The 14917-nt window shown below is 69.0% G+C and carries 17 protein-coding genes; 4 read left to right on the forward strand and 13 right to left on the reverse strand.

Going from position 1 to position 14917, the window contains the following annotated elements; genetic code table 11:
• Positions 1 to 58: 58 nt before the first annotated feature.
• The 7 genes from A5744_RS15710 to A5744_RS15740 all read right to left on the reverse strand — a co-directional run bounded on the left by A5744_RS15710 (position 59) and on the right by A5744_RS15740 (position 5334).
• Entirely contained in the window at positions 59 to 160 is a 102-nt protein-coding gene (locus A5744_RS15710) for an AURKAIP1/COX24 domain-containing protein (RefSeq protein ID WP_003402602.1), read from the reverse strand.
• A 172-nt stretch (positions 161 to 332) separates the two neighbouring features.
• Positions 333 to 587: a cell division/environmental response transcriptional regulator gene (locus tag A5744_RS15715; protein WP_076062519.1), complete on the reverse strand. Its 255-nt coding sequence runs from the start codon at positions 585 to 587 to the stop codon at positions 333 to 335.
• A 140-nt stretch (positions 588 to 727) separates the two neighbouring features.
• A complete protein-coding gene (gene proC, locus A5744_RS15720) occupies positions 728 to 1603 on the reverse strand; it encodes a pyrroline-5-carboxylate reductase (RefSeq protein WP_175879824.1) in 876 nt (291 codons plus the stop codon).
• Positions 1604 to 1627: 24 nt separating this feature from the next.
• Complete coding sequence (locus tag A5744_RS15725) at positions 1628 to 2464, reverse strand: thioesterase family protein (protein ID WP_076062788.1); 837 nt, start codon at positions 2462 to 2464, stop codon at positions 1628 to 1630.
• 23 nt (positions 2465 to 2487) lie between these two features.
• A complete protein-coding gene (locus A5744_RS15730) occupies positions 2488 to 3330 on the reverse strand; it encodes a sugar phosphate isomerase/epimerase (RefSeq protein WP_076062522.1) in 843 nt (280 codons plus the stop codon).
• Positions 3331 to 3346: 16 nt separating this feature from the next.
• On the reverse strand, positions 3347 to 4321 hold the full coding sequence (locus A5744_RS15735; RefSeq protein WP_076062523.1) for a hypothetical protein: 975 nt from the start codon (positions 4319 to 4321) through the stop codon (positions 3347 to 3349).
• Positions 4318 to 5334, reverse strand: a complete 1017-nt coding sequence (locus A5744_RS15740) for a Ppx/GppA phosphatase family protein (RefSeq protein ID WP_076062525.1) — start codon at positions 5332 to 5334, stop codon at positions 4318 to 4320. The genes A5744_RS15735 and A5744_RS15740 overlap by 4 nt, the downstream gene beginning before the upstream one ends.
• Before the next feature lie 119 nt (positions 5335 to 5453).
• Here A5744_RS15740 and A5744_RS15745 point away from each other — a divergent pair, with 119 nt between their 5' ends.
• Positions 5454 to 6239 (forward strand): hypothetical protein, encoded by a 786-nt coding sequence (locus A5744_RS15745; protein ID WP_076062527.1) that lies wholly within the window; start codon positions 5454 to 5456, stop codon positions 6237 to 6239.
• Between the two features lie 3 nt (positions 6240 to 6242).
• On the opposite strand, the gene A5744_RS15750 is transcribed toward A5744_RS15745, so the two are convergent.
• Complete coding sequence (locus A5744_RS15750; RefSeq protein WP_076062528.1) at positions 6243 to 6965, reverse strand: GntR family transcriptional regulator; 723 nt, start codon at positions 6963 to 6965, stop codon at positions 6243 to 6245.
• A 38-nt stretch (positions 6966 to 7003) separates the two neighbouring features.
• Between A5744_RS15750 and A5744_RS15755 the strand changes: the two genes are divergently transcribed.
• Genes A5744_RS15755 through A5744_RS15765 form a run of 3 tightly spaced genes read left to right on the forward strand, consistent with a single transcriptional unit; the run spans position 7004 to position 10145 of the window.
• Positions 7004 to 7960 carry a hypothetical protein gene (locus tag A5744_RS15755; RefSeq protein ID WP_076062530.1) on the forward strand — a complete coding sequence of 319 codons (957 nt, stop codon included), beginning with the start codon at positions 7004 to 7006 and terminating at the stop codon, positions 7958 to 7960.
• Entirely contained in the window at positions 7957 to 8286 is a 330-nt protein-coding gene (locus tag A5744_RS15760) for a hypothetical protein (RefSeq protein WP_076062532.1), read from the forward strand. The genes A5744_RS15755 and A5744_RS15760 overlap by 4 nt, the downstream gene beginning before the upstream one ends.
• Positions 8283 to 10145 (forward strand): GMC family oxidoreductase N-terminal domain-containing protein, encoded by a 1863-nt coding sequence (locus A5744_RS15765; protein WP_076062534.1) that lies wholly within the window; start codon positions 8283 to 8285, stop codon positions 10143 to 10145. The genes A5744_RS15760 and A5744_RS15765 overlap by 4 nt, the downstream gene beginning before the upstream one ends.
• A 52-nt stretch (positions 10146 to 10197) precedes the next feature.
• On the opposite strand, the gene regX is transcribed toward A5744_RS15765, so the two are convergent.
• The 5 genes from regX to mshA form a co-directional block, all read right to left on the reverse strand.
• Positions 10198 to 10881: a two-component sensory transduction protein RegX gene (gene regX, locus A5744_RS15770; protein ID WP_076062535.1), complete on the reverse strand. Its 684-nt coding sequence runs from the start codon at positions 10879 to 10881 to the stop codon at positions 10198 to 10200.
• Positions 10878 to 12098: an ATP-binding protein gene (locus A5744_RS15775; protein ID WP_139331377.1), complete on the reverse strand. Its 1221-nt coding sequence runs from the start codon at positions 12096 to 12098 to the stop codon at positions 10878 to 10880. The genes regX and A5744_RS15775 overlap by 4 nt, the downstream gene beginning before the upstream one ends.
• Before the next feature lie 175 nt (positions 12099 to 12273).
• On the reverse strand, positions 12274 to 13023 hold the full coding sequence (locus A5744_RS15780; RefSeq protein ID WP_076062539.1) for a phosphoglyceromutase: 750 nt from the start codon (positions 13021 to 13023) through the stop codon (positions 12274 to 12276).
• Positions 13024 to 13046: 23 nt separating this feature from the next.
• Complete coding sequence (locus A5744_RS15785) at positions 13047 to 13556, reverse strand: YbjN domain-containing protein (RefSeq protein ID WP_076062540.1); 510 nt, start codon at positions 13554 to 13556, stop codon at positions 13047 to 13049.
• Entirely contained in the window at positions 13553 to 14887 is a 1335-nt protein-coding gene (gene mshA / locus A5744_RS15790; RefSeq protein WP_076062542.1) for a D-inositol-3-phosphate glycosyltransferase, read from the reverse strand. Before mshA ends, A5744_RS15785 begins: the two co-directional genes overlap by 4 nt.
• Positions 14888 to 14917 lie beyond the last annotated feature (30 nt).

Raw genomic sequence — 14917 nt, forward strand, 5'->3', positions numbered from 1 at the left:
GACAGCGGCGTTACGGCCGCATGACGGTCGGCGCGGGTGGGACTGAACCGGTCGGGGCTTACTTGCCAAGTTTTCTGCGCTGCACCCGGGTGCGGCGCAGCAGCTTGCGGTGCTTTTTCTTCGACATGCGCTTGCGCCGCTTCTTGATTACTGAACCCATGAACTCCGCTATCTGACCCGTGACCGGCTTGGAAAGGACCCGGCCACTTTACCCGGCCGCCGGCATGGAACACCAAACGGGCGCCCGCGTGACCGCACGCCAAATCACGCCCCTTGCCATGGTGCGGATCCGACCGCGCGCCGAAAACCTCGGTGTTGCGGCAGGTTTCAGGTCAGCCCGCGTCGAAGTACGAAGTCTCCAGCATGTCGTGGACGGCCTTCGCATGGACCCGGAAGGACCGCCCAACCCGAACCGCTGGCAGCTCGCCGTTGTGCACCAGCCGGTAAACCGTCATTTTGGAGACCCGCATCAGGGCCGCCACCTCGGCGACGGTCAGAAATTGTGTCCTGGCCTGCTGGCCATCGACTGCACCGGTATCCCGCTTGCCAGCGGAATCTCGCGCCGATGGCCCGTTCGTAGACGTCATCGCAACCCAATCGTGTCAGGCCCGCGCAATGCCAGCGGCTTCCCCTCCGCTGGCACCCACACGTGCATACACAAAGGAGAATAGCGGGACTAGTGGGGTTACTGGTACTGGTGGGGGACAATCAGTACAAAATTCTTGAATTATTCTGATGTAATTCTTAGCTGCTCAGAGCGCTTTTTGGCGGCCTGAACGGCCGCGTCGACAGCCGCCCGCAATCCGCCTCGCTCGAGTTCGCGCAGCGCAGCGGCGGTCGTTCCGCCGGGCGAGGTGATGGTCGCGCGCAGCTGCGCCGCGGTGGCGTCCGAGCCGGCCCCCAGGGCCTCGCCTTCGCCAGGCCGGCGGTCTTGATCCATCCGTTCCAGCAGCATCGCCGCCGACCCCGCCATGGTCTGCGCGGTCAGGTCGGTTGCCACCTGGCGACTCAGGCCCGCCGCGACCCCGGCGTCGACCAGGGCCTCGACCATCAAGAAGAAGTAGGCCGGGCCCGAGCCGGACAGCGCGGTGACCGCGTCCATCTGCGACTCGGGAACGGTCAGTACACCGCCGACCGAGTCGAACAGCGCCGAAACCTCCTCGAGCTGCGGTGGGGAAACGAAACGACCGCTGGCCAGCGCGGTCACCCCGGCACCCACCAGGGCCGCCGCGTTCGGCATCGCCCGCACCACCGGCGCCCCGGCCGGCAGCTTCGACTCGAAGTAGCCGATCGTGATCCCCGCCGCGACGGTCACGAATACCTGCTCCGCGCTGTCGTTCTCGGCCGCGGCGGCCGCCCGGCCCAACTCCCCCATCACCGGCTCGACGTCGGCGGGCTTCACCGCGACGACCACGAAGTCCGCATTCTCCACCGCCTCGGTCGGCGACGTCACCAGCACCGAATAGGTGTCCGCGAGGTACTTGGCGCGTTCGGGCACTCGCTCCGCGACCACCAGGTCTTTGACCCGGCGTCCCGCGCGCAGCAGACCCGACAGCAAGGCCTCGCCGATACTGCCGCCACCGATGATCGCGATTCTTGCCATGCCGAAAAGCATCGCAGACACCGGCTACCCAGCGGCGGGCACCATCGCGAGTTGGCGCGCTTGCACGACGATCCGGCCCAGGCTGTCGACCACGGTGTGGTCCTCGTCGAACCAGTCATGCCCGATCTCCGTGCACGTCGCGATGATTCGCAGCCAGCCGTCGGCGGGCAGGCTCCGCAGGAACGCGGTGAGCTGAACCGTGGGGGCCCAGCCGGTGCGCTCCACGGCGAAGGTCACCGGTGCAGACAGATCCCCGCACATGAGCGCAAACAGCGCATCGGGGGCCACACCGCGGGGGCGCGCCCACATCTGAATCACCGGAGGGCGGCCATCAGCGCTGGGCGCCAGCGTCGACAGCACCGGCCGCACGTCGCAGCCCTCTCCGAGATGGACTAGGCCGGCCAGGGGATGGCCCGGTCCGATCGGCGCGACGTCGTCGGGCGGCTCCGGCGCCATCAGGTCCACCACCGGATTCGCCGACAGCAGCGGCGCAGCCTGGCCGCCGGGCGGGAAATGCTCCGGCTCCCCCAGGTTGACCACGGCGTGCACCGCGGTCCGGCTGCCCTGGACCAGCTCCACATCGACCACGCTGATCCGGCGTCCGCGCTTGCGGATGGACGTCACCAGCTGCATCACCCCGGGATCGGGGGCCGACAGGAAGCTCGCGGCCACGGCGACCGGTTGCAAGACCGGTCCATCCGGTTGGCCGCCGCAGACGGTGCGGGCGGCGTTGGCGCACAGCGCCAGCATGGCGCCGCCGTGCACCTTGGGCCCGATGGTCCAGTGCTTGTTGAGCTCGCCTTCGTAGACACCCGGGTCGATCTCCCGCAGCGTCATGGCGTCGGTGAACAGCGCGTTCATGGTCTCCCGAAGTGTCTCGTCGGTCACCGCAACAGATGCGTGCGCGCGAACTGCAACGATTCGGCCAGCATGGCCTCGCGCTCGTAGGCCGAACGCGCCGCGGAGGTGGACACCTCGAGGATGACATGGCCCGCGAAACGCCCGCCGGCCAGCGTCTTGCAGACCTCGGCGGTGGGTTGCGTTCCGCGGCCCGGCACCAGGTGTTCGTCGGCGGGCAGGCCACTGCCGTCGCACAGATGCAGATGCACCAGCCCCGCACCCATGCGCCGCGCCATCTCCAGCGAGTCGGTGCCCGCGGTCGAGGTGTGCGACAGGTCCAGCGTGTAGTGCGCGTGGTCGCCGTCCAGCGGGTCGTAGGACGGCGCGAACGCCGAAATCGCCGGGCCGGGGCCGCCGCCGCGCCTGCGCATCCGCTCGCGCGACTGGTCGGCCCCGAAGAACCGGTCCGCTCGGAACGGGAACATGTTTTCCACGGCGACCATCACGTCGCTGGACGCCTCCAGCTCCGCGACCTGGTCGCTGAACCCCTCGGCGTAGCGCCGTTGCCAGCGAAACGGCGGATGCACGACGACGGTCTGCGCGCCCAACTGCTCGGCGGCCTTCACGCTGCGTTCCAGCTTGTGAATCGGGTTGGAGCCCCACACCCGCTGCGAGATCAGCAAGCAGGGCGCGTGCACCGACAGCACCGGCACGCGATAGCGCTTGGAAAGCTTCTTGACGGCATCGATGTCCTGGCTGACCGATTCGCTCCACACCATCAGCTCGACGCCGTCGTAGCCGAGGCGGGCCGCATACTCGAACGCGGCCTCGGCCCTCAACGGGTAGACCGAGGCCGTGGACAGGCCGACTTTGATTGCTGGGCGCACTATCTGTGGATGGCGCCTAGCCCGATTGCAGGGAAAGTGCCAGCGGTCCCAGGGTGATCAAGGCACCCACCGCGACCGCGATCAGCGTGCTGCCGATGTCCTCGGTCTTGCGCACCACCCGCACCCCGGCCACCAGGCCCAGGATGACCAGCACCGACAGCACCAGCGCGACCAGGCTGTTCCACCGCCACAGTTGGTCGAAGGCGATGAACAGCAGGCCGCCGAACGCCACGGCGAAGATGCACTGCAAGACGATCAGGCCACCGCGCCACAGGTTCTCGAGTCGTTCGTGCGCGGGGTGGGCGCCCTCATCGGCATGGTCGATGTCGACATGGTCCTCTTCGTCCGCCAGCGAGTCCGCCGAAGCCCGCTCGCCGCTGCGCCGCCGCGCCAGCTCGTCGGCGAGGGTCTGCCCGCCGAACAGCGTCGAGTCCGAGGACTGCAGGTAGGACCTCACGTAGGCGGAGTCCTCGGTCGCGGGTTCGGCTTCGCGCACTTCGGAATCCATCACGTCGACCGGGATGTCGGCGTATTGGTCCAGCGGATCCGGGCTCATGTCCTCGGCGCCGGATTGCTCGGCGTCGCCTGCGTCGACATGGCGCACCGGCCGCGGATATTCGCTGCGCTCGGGCCCCGTCGCGCGTTGCGGCTGTGGTGGGGACTTGGGCCAGCGCGGCTCGGGTTCGGACCAGTAGGCCGATGCGGGCCGCTCGTCGGTGACCTCCTGAGCAACGGCCACGTCCGCCACCGGTTCGGCGGGCTCGGCAACCTGGGTCGTCCCGTTGGTCCCGTGGTCGGTCTCGTCGTCGTCTTGGATGACGGGGATCTCGCCGGTCAGCTCGGCAACGGTGACGGCGTCGCTATCGCCGCGCCGACGGCGGCGCCGCCGGGTGAGCTCCGGGGCGCCAATGGTTCCGTTCCTGGCCAGCAATTCGGCCACCGAGATGGGCCGAGTGCCGGGGCTCTCAGTCTCGGAGTGTGGTCCGGTCATGATTTGTCGCCTCTCGATCGGTTCGCATTCCGATCAACCTTCTGGCCTCCAGCATCGCGCACCGAGGTCTCGACGAGGGCCGTTCCGTCAGCTTCGCTGTCGAGTTTGCGCAAGATGAGACCTTCCCGTAATGCCCACGGGCAGATATCCACGGTTTCTATCGACAGCGCTCGCATGCTTGCCTCCGCCACCAGGGCGCCCGCCACGATCTGCGGCGCCCGTTCGGCGCTGACTCCTTCCAGTTCAGCTCGGTCAGCGGTGGTCATCCTAGAGATGAAAGATATGAGTTGCCTGAGGCCGTTGGACGTCAGCGTCCGCTTCACCCGCGGTCCGGCCGCCGACGGCGCCGCGCCGGTCAGCCGCGCCAGCGAGCGGAACGTCTTCGAAGTTGCGACGGCCAGGTCCGGGTTGCCGGCGTCCAGGACGGTGGCACTGGCGTCGGCCAGCTCGGCGTCCAGCCAATCGCGCAGCATCGCGACCCGGCGCCGGCCGGGCGGATCCTCGGCCAGCCACTCGCGGGTCAGCCGTCCGGCGCCCAGCGGCAGCGACAACGCGATCTCGGGCTCCTCGTCGACGCCGCTGGACAGTTCCAGCGAGCCGCCGCCGATGTCGAGGTTGACGATCCGCCCCGCGCTCCACCCGTACCACCGGCGCACCGCCAGGAAGGTCAGCCGCGACTCGTCGACGCCGCGCAGCACCTCCAGCTCGACTCCGGTCTCCTTGCGCACCCGGGCCAGTACGTCGTCGGAATTCTCGGCGTCGCGCACCGCGGAGGTGGCAAACGCCATCAGCTCCTCGCAGCCGGAGCTGTCGGCGATCTTGGCGAATTCGTCGATGGTGGAAATCAGTTTCTCGGCGCCGCGTTTGGTGATCTTGCCGGAGCTGTCGAGGGATTCCGAAAGCCGCAGTGTGGCCTTGGTTGAACTCATGGGCGTGGGATGTCCACCGCGGTGGGCATCGACCACCAGCAGATGGACCGTGTTGCTACCCACGTCGAGCACGCCCAATCGCACACAAACAACCTAATCGTTGCGGCGGCATTGGTGCTCTCGCGCCCCGTTGTGTCCGGGGCAGCGGGCCGCCCGAGTGTCAACCGGTCAGCGAATGCCAATTGTGGTCTAACGTTGAGTGCGTGGCGAATTCGCATCTCGAGCCGGGGCAAGAGGTTGAATTGGATTTCGCCCGGGAATGGGTGGAGTTCTATGACCCGGATAACCCCGAGCACCTGATTGCGGCCGATCTCACATGGCTACTGTCCCGCTGGACGTGCGTATTCGGCACGCCGGCCTGCCGCGGCACGGTGGAGGGCCGTCCGGACGACGGCTGCTGTTCGCACGGCGCGTTCCTGTGCGACGACGACGACCGCGCCCGCTTGGACGACGCGGTGAAAAAGCTCACCGCCGACGACTGGCAATTCCGCGAAAAGGGATTGGGCCGCAAGGGCTACCTGGAACTCGACGAGCATGAGGGCCAACCGCAATACCGCACCCGCAAGCACAAGGACGCGTGCATTTTCCTGAACCGGCCCGGCTTCGCCGGCGGCCCCGGCTGCGCGCTGCACAGCAAGGCCCTCAAGCTGGGCGTGCCGCCGCTGACGATGAAGCCCGACGTGTGTTGGCAGCTGCCGATACGGCGCAGCCAGGAATGGGTGACCCGGCCCGACGGCAGCGAGATCCTCAAGACCACCGTCACCGAATTCGATCGTCGCGGCTGGGGATCCGGTGGCGCCGACTTGCATTGGTACTGCACCGGCGACCCGGCCACCCACATCGGCGCCAAACAGGTCTGGGAAAGCCTGGCCGACGAGCTCACCGAACTGCTCGGCGCCAAGGCCTATGCGGAACTGGCGGCGATGTGCAAGCGCCGCAGCAAGTTAGGCCTCATCGCGGTGCACCCGGCGACCCGGCTCGCCGAGTAGCGTTCAGGTCGCTCGTTTCTTGTTGTAGGACAACACCATTCGCATCGCGCTGGCTTGCAGGTACGCCTCGACGGCCACGCCGCCGGCCGTCGCATCGCGCACCAGCACCGCCTCGGTGATCGCCCGCAGGTCGGCCACCACCGGCCCGGCGTCGTCGTAAGCCCCGGTGAGCTCGTGCTCACGGCCGCCGAAGGCGTGCTCGACCCAGCGGTACAACAGCCCCAGCGCGCGGTTGCCGGTGGAATGGATGAGCACCCGGAAGTAGGCGAGGTCCGCGGCCTGGCGCGCCGCGGCGCTATCGGCCTCGGCCACCGCGGCCAGCGCGGCACGTAACGCGTCGGCGTCCTCGGGAGCGCGCCGTTGTGCCGCCAGGCGTCCGATCAACGGCCCCAGCGCCGCACGGATCTCCAGCAGCTCGACCAGGAATTCGGGGCCCAGTTTGCGGACCAGCGCCTCGACCACCGCTGGATGGGTCAACCCCTCGGGGTCGCGCACCACGTTGCCGCTGCCGTGCCGGGCCTCGATCAGCCCCATCTGTTGCAGCCGCGCCAGACCCTGGCGCAGCGAGGTTCGGTTGACGTCGAGCTGCTCGGCCAGCTCCCGCTCCGGCGGCAGCGTCGAACCGGGCGGAAAGACGCCGTCGAGGATCGCGTCGGCGATCGACGCCGCGATCTGTTCGTCGACCCGCTGGCGGTCGGGGGGCTGCAACGCACTAGACTGGTTCATTGGCTCAACCAATATACAACCGACGGGCAGGTGGAGCGGTGACCGACGACTGGCGATCCGCCGCGTTCCCGCGCTGGCGGGGCAGGCCCGGGCGCCTGGAAGTCTGGTACGCCACCCTGTCGGATCCGCTCACGTGCGCGGGTCTGTGGATCCACTGCGAGACCGTGGCGCCGCAGCCGGGCCCGCGGACGCCCTACGCGCACGGCTGGGCGACCTGGTTCCCACCCGACGGCCCGCCGCGCACGGAGCGGTTCGGTCCCGAGCCCGCCCAACCCGGGACCGACACGGCCTGGTTCACCGCCGCCGGCGTGCGTGTGGGGCGCGACGAGCTGACCGGGCACGCGGGAGCGCTCGGATGGGACCTGCGCTGGCGCGACGATGGCGCGCCGCTGTGGACGTTTCCCCGCGCGGCGTGGGAGCGCGAGCTGCTGCCGGGCGCCCAGGTGGTCCTCGCCCCCACCGCCGACTTCACCGGCTCGCTGACCGTGGGCGATGCGGCGCACAGCGTCGAGGGCTGGCGCGGCGGCGTCGCCCACATCTACGGGCACGGCAACGCCAAACGCTGGGGATGGATCCACGCCGATCTCGGCGGCGGCGACGTCCTCGAGGTGGTCACCGCGGTCTCGCACAAGCCGGGGCTGCGCAGGCTTGCGCCGATGGCGTTCGTGCGCTTTCGGATTGACGGAAAGGATTGGCCCGCAAGTCCTTTGCCGTCGCTGCGGATGCGGACCAGGCTCGGCGTTCGGCACTGGCAGCTGGAGGGTCGCATCGGCGGTCGCAAGGTGCTGATCCGCGTCGACCAGCCGCCGGAGAAGTGCGTGAGCCTGCATTACACCGACCCCGACGGCGGCACCGCGGTGTGCACCAACACCGAGCAGGCCGACGTGCACGTCGAAATCGACGACCGGCACTGGTCGGTGCTCGGAACCGGACACGCGGAGGTCGGCTTGCGCGGCGCTGAGGCGCCCGTCGTCAACGAAAGGACACCAACATGAGTTTCGTGCTTGACCCGCCGCTGCTGGTCGCCTCCGGCGTGCTGATCGAACGCACCGTGCCGAGCGATCGCCGCGACGTCGCCGAGGCCGCCGTGCTCGGCGTCTTCTTCGGCGGCTCGTTCGGGCTCTACAACAACGTGCCCGGCCTCGGTATCCTGTGGCGCCCGTTCCGCGCCCGCAATGGCCGCGACTTCATGTGGAACAGCGGCGTTTTCGGCGTTCGGACGGAGGAGGCGCGCTGGCCGCTGCACGCGGCGGCCGGGGCGATCTTCGCGACGTACCCGTTCTTCATCAAGCTCGGCCGACGGCTCGGCCGTTTGGTATGAGCCGTCTCGCCGCGTCGTTCGGCGCCGCGTTGCTCCCCGAGGAGCGCGGTGGGCCGCCGCCGGCGCAGCTGGCCGATCGCGTCGACCGCTACCTGGCGCGGCTGCCGGCGACGTCACGGCTGGCGCTGCGCGCCGGGCTGGCGTCCGTGGGGGCGGCGAGCTACCTGACCACCGGCCGCTCGCTGGCGCGGCTTGGTCCCGACCAACGGGATCGGGTGCTGCGCCGGGTCGCCGCTCTGGGCCCGGACGCAGGGGCGGCCGTGGAGGCCATGAAGGCAATCGTGTTGCTGGCCAACGGCGCCGACACCTATGCGCCGGAATTGCTGACCCGCGCCCAGAGGCACGACGTTGCGCGCCCCGATGCGCCGTTGACGGTCATCCCGTCGACCGAGAGCCGCTCGGTCGTCAGCACCGACGCCGTGGTCATCGGGTCCGGCGCCGGCGGCGCGATGGTGGCCCGCACGCTGGCCCGGGCCGGCCTCGACACCGTGGTGCTCGAAGAGGGACGCCGCTGGACGGTCGAGGAGTTCCGCTCCACCCACCCGATCGATCGCTACGCCGGGCTGTACCGCGGCGCCGGGGCCACCGTCGCGCTGGGACGCCCGTCGGTGGTGCTGCCGATCGGCCGGGCGGTCGGCGGCACCACCGTCGTGAATTCCGGCACCTGCTACCGGCCGCCCTCGACCGTGCAGCGGCGCTGGCGCGACGAATTCGGGCTGGGCCTGGCCGACCCCGACCGGCTGGGCGCCCACCTCGACGACGTCGAGCACACGCTGCGGGTCGCGCCGGTGCCGCTGCAGATCATGGGCCGCAATGGGCGGCTGCTGCTCGATGCCGCTTCGTCGCTGGGCTGGCGGGCGGCGCCCATCCCTCGCAACGCCCCGGGGTGCGAAGGCTGTTGCCAGTGCGCGATCGGGTGTCCGCGCAACGCCAAGTTCGGTGTACACCTCAACGCGCTGCCGCAGGCCTGCGCGGCGGGCGCACGGATCATCTCGCACGCCCGCGCCGAGCGCGTGCTGTACCACAACGGGCGCGCCCGCGGGGTGCGTGCCCGCCGTCCCGACGGCACCGCCCTCGACATCCTCGCGGACACGGTCATCGTCGCCGCCGGGGCCACGGAGACACCAATGCTGTTGCGGCGCAGTGGACTTGGCGGACATCCACGCCTCGGACGTAACCTTGCATTGCATCCGGCGACGATGCTCGCCGGGCGCTTCGAGGATGACGTCGTCGCGTGGCACGGCGTGCTGCAGAGTGCCGCCGTGCACGAGTTGCACGAATCGGACGGCGTGCTGATCGAAGCGACGTCCACGCCGCCCGGCATGGGCTCGATGGTTTACCCCGGCTACGGCGCAGAGCTACTGGGCTGGCTGGACCGGGCACCTCAGGTCGCCACGTTCGGCGCCATGATCGCCGATCGCGGTGTGGGCTCGGTGCATTCGGTGCGCGGCGAAACGCTGGTGCGCTACAACATCACCCGGGCCGACATCGCCAAAGTGGTCGTCGCGGTCGAGGCCATGGGGCGGCTGCTGTTCGCCGCCGGCGCTGTCGAGGTGCTCACCGGTTTGCCCGGCGCGACGACGGTGACGTCGCTGTCCGCGCTACAGGATGCGTTGCGGCGCAGCAATCCTCGAAGTCTGCACCTCGCCGCGTTCCATCCGACGGGAACCGCTGCCGCGGGCGCCGACGCGCAGCGGTGTCCGGTCGACGAGGCCGGACGGCTGCGCGGCGTCGACGGCGTCTGGGTCGCCGACGCGTCCATCCTGCCGAGCTGTCCGGAAGTGAACCCGCAGGTGTCGATCATGGCGCTGGCGCTGGCAGTCGCCGACGAGGTCGTCGGTGATCGAGTGTGCGCCTAGGGCGTTGCGTGTGCGTCCAGGGCGACGTCAGCGCACACTCGACGCGCGCGCGCTAGCCCTCGAGCTTGTAGCCCAATCCCCGCACCGTCACCAGGTGCACCGGGTTGGCCGGGTCGGCCTCGATCTTCGACCGCAGCCGCTTGACGTGGACGTCGAGCGTCTTGGTGTCACCGACGTAGTCGGCGCCCCACACGCGGTCGATGAGCTGCCCGCGGGTCAGCACCCGGCCGCTGTTGCGCATCAGGTACTCCAGCAAGTCGAATTCCTTGAGCGGCAACGTGATTGTGTCACCGTTGACGGACACGACGTGCCGCTCGACATCCATGCGCACCGGCCCGGATTCCAGCACGCCGTCGCTGATTTCGGAGTCGTCGTCACCGCCGCGGCGCAGCACCGCCCGGATCCGGGCGATCAACTCGCGGGCCGAATACGGCTTGGTCACGTAGTCGTCCGCGCCCAGTTCCAGGCCGACGACCTTGTCGATCTCGCTGTCGCGAGCCGTCACCATGATCACGGGCACGCTGGAACGGGCACGCAGCTGCTTGCAGACATCGGTGCCGGATATCCCCGGCAGCATCAAGTCGAGCAGCACGATGTCGGCGCCGGCCCGCTCGAACTCGGCGAGCGCCGTCTGCCCGTCGGTCACTACCGTGGCCTCGAAGCCCTCCTTGCGAAGGAGGAATGCCAGCGGATCGGCAAGCGACTCCTCGTCTTCGACGATCAGCACACTGGTCATCTACTTAGCTCTTCCTCTCGTTGGGACCGATGGGGACGCACCTCACGGCCCCGCGGTTGCTCTGGTGGTTCGTCGTCGTCCCGAAATGCCGGGATGGACAAGGTAAACGTCGATCCGGTTCCCGGCTTGCTCCACACGCCGATGCTGCCGTTGTGATTGGCCGCGACGTGTTTGACGATGGCAAGCCCCAGCCCACTGCCGCCGGTGGCCCGCGAACGCGCCTTGTCGCCCCGGAAGAAACGCTCGAAGACGCGTTCCTGGTCTTCCAGTGCGATGCCGATGCCCCGGTCGGTGACGGCGATCTCGATGTTGTCCCCGCGGCGGCGGCGACTGATCGACACCGGCGAGCCCGGCGCGGAATACGCGATCGCGTTGGAGACCAGGTTGGCCAGCGCGGTCACCAGCAGCGTCTCGTCGCCCAGCACGCGCAACCCGCTGGGCGCGTCGGTGCGGACCTGGATCTGCGCATTGTCAGCGGCCACCTTGTGGCGTGAAATCGCTTCGGAGACAACGGTATCGACGTCAACTTCGGTGACGTTGGGTAACCGCTCGGCGCCCTGCAGCCGGGACAGCTCGATCAGCTCGGCGACCATGTCGCCCAGCCGGTTGGCCTCGATGAGCACCTTCTCGGCGAATCGGCGAACGGTGTCGGAGTCATCCGACGAAGCCAGCAAGGCCTCGGCAAGCACCGCCATGGCGCCGACAGGGGTCTTGAGCTCGTGGCTGACGTTGGCGACGAAGTCGCGCCGCGTCGCCTCCATGCGGGCGTAGTCGGACTGGTCGTGGACGAAGACCACCGCGAACCGGCGGTCCTCGTTGCTGAGCAGCCGGGCCTGCCCGTGCACCGCGAGGCCGGAGCGGCCATTGTTCTGGCGTTTGGGCTGCATGTCGAACTCGGCGTCGAGACCGCTCAGCGCCTGCTGCGCGGCCTGCCAGGCCTGGTCGTCGAGTTGACGATCCCGCACCAGGCCCAATTCCGTGGCGCGCTCGTTGAGATAGACGACGTCGCGATGGGAATCCACCACCGCCACGCCGAGCGGCATCAGCGTCACGATCCGCTGCAGCATCTGCGCGACGGTGATTCCTGTCCATTCGGTGGCCACCCGCTGGCGGCGTTGCACCACCCGAGGCGACAGCCGGGTGCCGACCGCAACACCTGCGGCCAGCGCCAGCACGGACAAGACCCCGGCCAGCAACAGCGCCGAGAACACAGTCACATAGAAAATCCTACAAATCTTCCTTAACGCCGCCCTAGCGGAGCGAGGCCAAAATCGGACAAGTCACATCCTGAGCTACAGGTGTTCGGCTCCCGTTTACGCCCTGTTTGGCAAACGGGGCCGTAAAGCACACTATCGGCACGTCAGCCGCGCGCAACGAAGAAACGGGCAAAAACTAGCGACTGCCTTGGCTGGCTACCGCGGCGGCACCGGCGGCGGCCGCTTCGGGGTCCAGATAGGTGCCGCCGGGCACCGCCGGGCGCAGCGCATCATCCAGGTCATAGCGCAGCGGGATGCCGGTCGGGATGTTGAGGCCGACGATCTCCTCGTCGGACATCCCGTCGAGGTGTTTGACCAGGGCGCGCAGCGAGTTGCCGTGCGCGACGATCAGCACCGTCTTGCCGGTCCGCAGGTCCGGGACGATCACGTCGGTGAAATACGGCAAAAAACGCGCCACCACGTCGGCCAGGCACTCGGTGAGCGGGCCGCCCCCGATGTCGGCGTAGCGGGGGTCGGTGTCCTGGCTGAACTCGCTGCCCCGCTCGATCGGCGGCGGCGGCGTGTCGTAGCTGCGCCGCCAGGCCATGAACTGCTCCTCGCCGTAGCGCGCCTGGGTCTCGGCTTTGTCCAGACCCTGAAGCGCCCCGTAGTGGCGCTCGTTGAGCCGCCAGCTGCGCCGCACCGGAATCCACAACCGGTCGGCGGTGTCCAACGCCAGGTGCGCGGTGGTGATCGCGCGCCGCAGCAGCGACGTGTAGAGCACGTCGGGCAACAGATCGTGCTCGGCCAGCAGCTCGCCGCTGCGCACCGCCTCGGCCCGGCCTTTGGCGGTCAGGTCGACGTCCACCCAGCCGGTGAACTGGTTGCTTGCATTCCATTCGCTTTCGCCGTGGCGGAGCAGCACCAGCGTCGCAGTTTCGCCCATGCCGGCTAGTCTCTCACGCGGCTTTAGTCGTCCTCGTCATCGATCAGGTGGGCGAACGCCTGCAGGTTCTTCAGTGACTCACCGCGCGACACTCGCCATTCCCACTCCTTTTGGATCGACGAGCGAAAACCCAACTCCAACAACGTATTAAAGTCCGAATCCACCGCCTCGAGCACCTGACCGAGCACCCGGTCGATCTCGTCGGCGTCCACCGACGCCAACGACATCCGGCCCACCAGGTAGATGTCGCCGACGTTGTCCAGCGTGTAGGCCACCCCATAGAGCCGCCGGTTGCGCTTGAGCAAGAACCGGTAGACGCCCTCGTGGTTCTCGTCGGGCTTGCGGCACACGAACGCCTCGACGCGCACCGAGTGCTCGCCGATGCTCAGGATGGTGTTGGTCTTGAGCTTGCGCTCGCCGGGGAGCTCGACCACCAGCCCCGGCAATCCGCCATGCGCCCCAGGGAATTCCGAGTAGGTCAATCCGCTAGCCTGCAGGGCATGCTCAATCACCGCCTGCACAGTGGAATTCACGCGCCCACCCCGCGCCGCGAGCTCCAGCGGCGTGGCTTGCGCGCCGCCGCCCTGTCACGCACCCGGCGCTGACGCCCCGCGGCGAAGTCACCGATCGCGCGCCGGTAGCTGTCCAGCAGTGCGTCGGTGGTGTTCTCCCACGAGAACGTCGCCGCGTGTGCCGCGGCGGCGCGGCTCATCGCGAGCCCGGCCGGCTCGGCGCGCAGGCGCAGCAGGCCGTCGATGGCCTCCGCCCAGCGATCGACGTCGTGTCCGGACACCAGGGTGCCGGTGATCCCGTCGCGCACCGCCACCGGCAATCCCCCGACCGCGGCCGCCACCACCGGCGTCCCGCACGCCTGCGCCTCGACGGCGACCAAGCCGAACGACTCCGAATAGCTCGGCACCGCAACGAGATCGGCGGCCTGGAACAGGGTGGCCAGATTCGCGCGCGACTGCGGCGGCAGGAATGTCACCCGCGCCGTGATGCCCAATTCGTCGGCGAGGCGGACCAGCCCGTCCGGAGACGCCAGCCCCGTTCCCGACGGCCCGCCGGCCACCACGATGCGCACGCCGGGCAGTTTCGCGGCGGCACGCAACACGATGTCGGGCGCCTTCAGTGGCTGGATCCGGCCGACGAACGCCACGATGTCCTCGTCGAGCGGGAGCCCCAGCGCGGCCCGGGCCGCCCGGCGATCACCCGGATGGAACACGTCCAGGTCCACCCCGGGGTGCACCACGTCGATGCTCGCCGGATCGGCGCGGTGGATCGAAATCAATTGTCTCGCTTCATCATCGGTGTTGACGATCAGTCGGTCCGCCTCGTCGACAACCTGCTGCTCGCCTACAGTGCGCAGCGGCGGCTCGGGGGCATCCCCGTCGGCCAGCGCCGCGTTCTTCACCGCGGCCAGCGTGTGCGCGGTATGCACCAGCGGCACCGCCCAGCGATCGCGGGCCAGCCAGCCGACCTGACCGGACAGCCAGTAGTGCGAGTGCACGATGTCGTAGTGGCCCGGTTCGTGGGACGCCTCGGCGCGCAGCACGCCGGCCGCGAACGCGCACAGCTGGGTGGGCAGATCGTATTTGTCCAAGCCCTCGAAGGGCCCGGCCACGACGTTGCGCACCAGCACACCGGGCGCCACCCGCTCGACCGGCGGATCGGCGGACGCGGTGGCCCGGGTGAAGATCTCCACCTCGATGCCCCGACGCGCCAGGTGCAGCGCCGTTTGCAGCACGTAGACGTTCATGCCGCCCGCATCGCCGGTTCCCGGCTGCGCCAGTGGTGAGGTGTGGACCGCCAATACCGCAATGCGGCGCGGGTCGTTCAGCCGGAAGACGTCATCGTGCCGCACACTGTCATCTTTACAGGACGGGCCCCGCCC

The sequence above is a fragment of the Mycobacterium sp. IS-1264 genome (assembly GCF_001954195.1).
Classification (GTDB): domain Bacteria; phylum Actinomycetota; class Actinomycetes; order Mycobacteriales; family Mycobacteriaceae; genus Mycobacterium.

What these genes read in the sequence shown, in the direction of transcription:
- A5744_RS15710 (WP_003402602.1), bottom strand. Translation starts at nt 160, where the DNA reads ATGGGTTCAGTAATCAAGAAGCGGCGCAAGCGCATGTCGAAGAAAAAG.
- A5744_RS15715 (WP_076062519.1), bottom strand. Translation starts at nt 587, where the DNA reads ATGACGTCTACGAACGGGCCATCGGCGCGAGATTCCGCTGGCAAGCGG.
- proC (WP_175879824.1), bottom strand. Translation starts at nt 1,603, where the DNA reads ATGGCAAGAATCGCGATCATCGGTGGCGGCAGTATCGGCGAGGCCTTG.
- A5744_RS15725 (WP_076062788.1), bottom strand. Translation starts at nt 2,464, where the DNA reads ATGAACGCGCTGTTCACCGACGCCATGACGCTGCGGGAGATCGACCCG.
- A5744_RS15735 (WP_076062523.1), bottom strand. Translation starts at nt 4,321, where the DNA reads ATGACCGGACCACACTCCGAGACTGAGAGCCCCGGCACTCGGCCCATC.
- A5744_RS15750 (WP_076062528.1), bottom strand. Translation starts at nt 6,965, where the DNA reads ATGAACCAGTCTAGTGCGTTGCAGCCCCCCGACCGCCAGCGGGTCGAC.
- A5744_RS15760 (WP_076062532.1), top strand. Translation starts at nt 7,957, where the DNA reads ATGAGTTTCGTGCTTGACCCGCCGCTGCTGGTCGCCTCCGGCGTGCTG.
- A5744_RS15765 (WP_076062534.1), top strand. Translation starts at nt 8,283, where the DNA reads ATGAGCCGTCTCGCCGCGTCGTTCGGCGCCGCGTTGCTCCCCGAGGAG.
- regX (WP_076062535.1), bottom strand. Translation starts at nt 10,881, where the DNA reads ATGACCAGTGTGCTGATCGTCGAAGACGAGGAGTCGCTTGCCGATCCG.
- A5744_RS15780 (WP_076062539.1), bottom strand. Translation starts at nt 13,023, where the DNA reads ATGGGCGAAACTGCGACGCTGGTGCTGCTCCGCCACGGCGAAAGCGAA.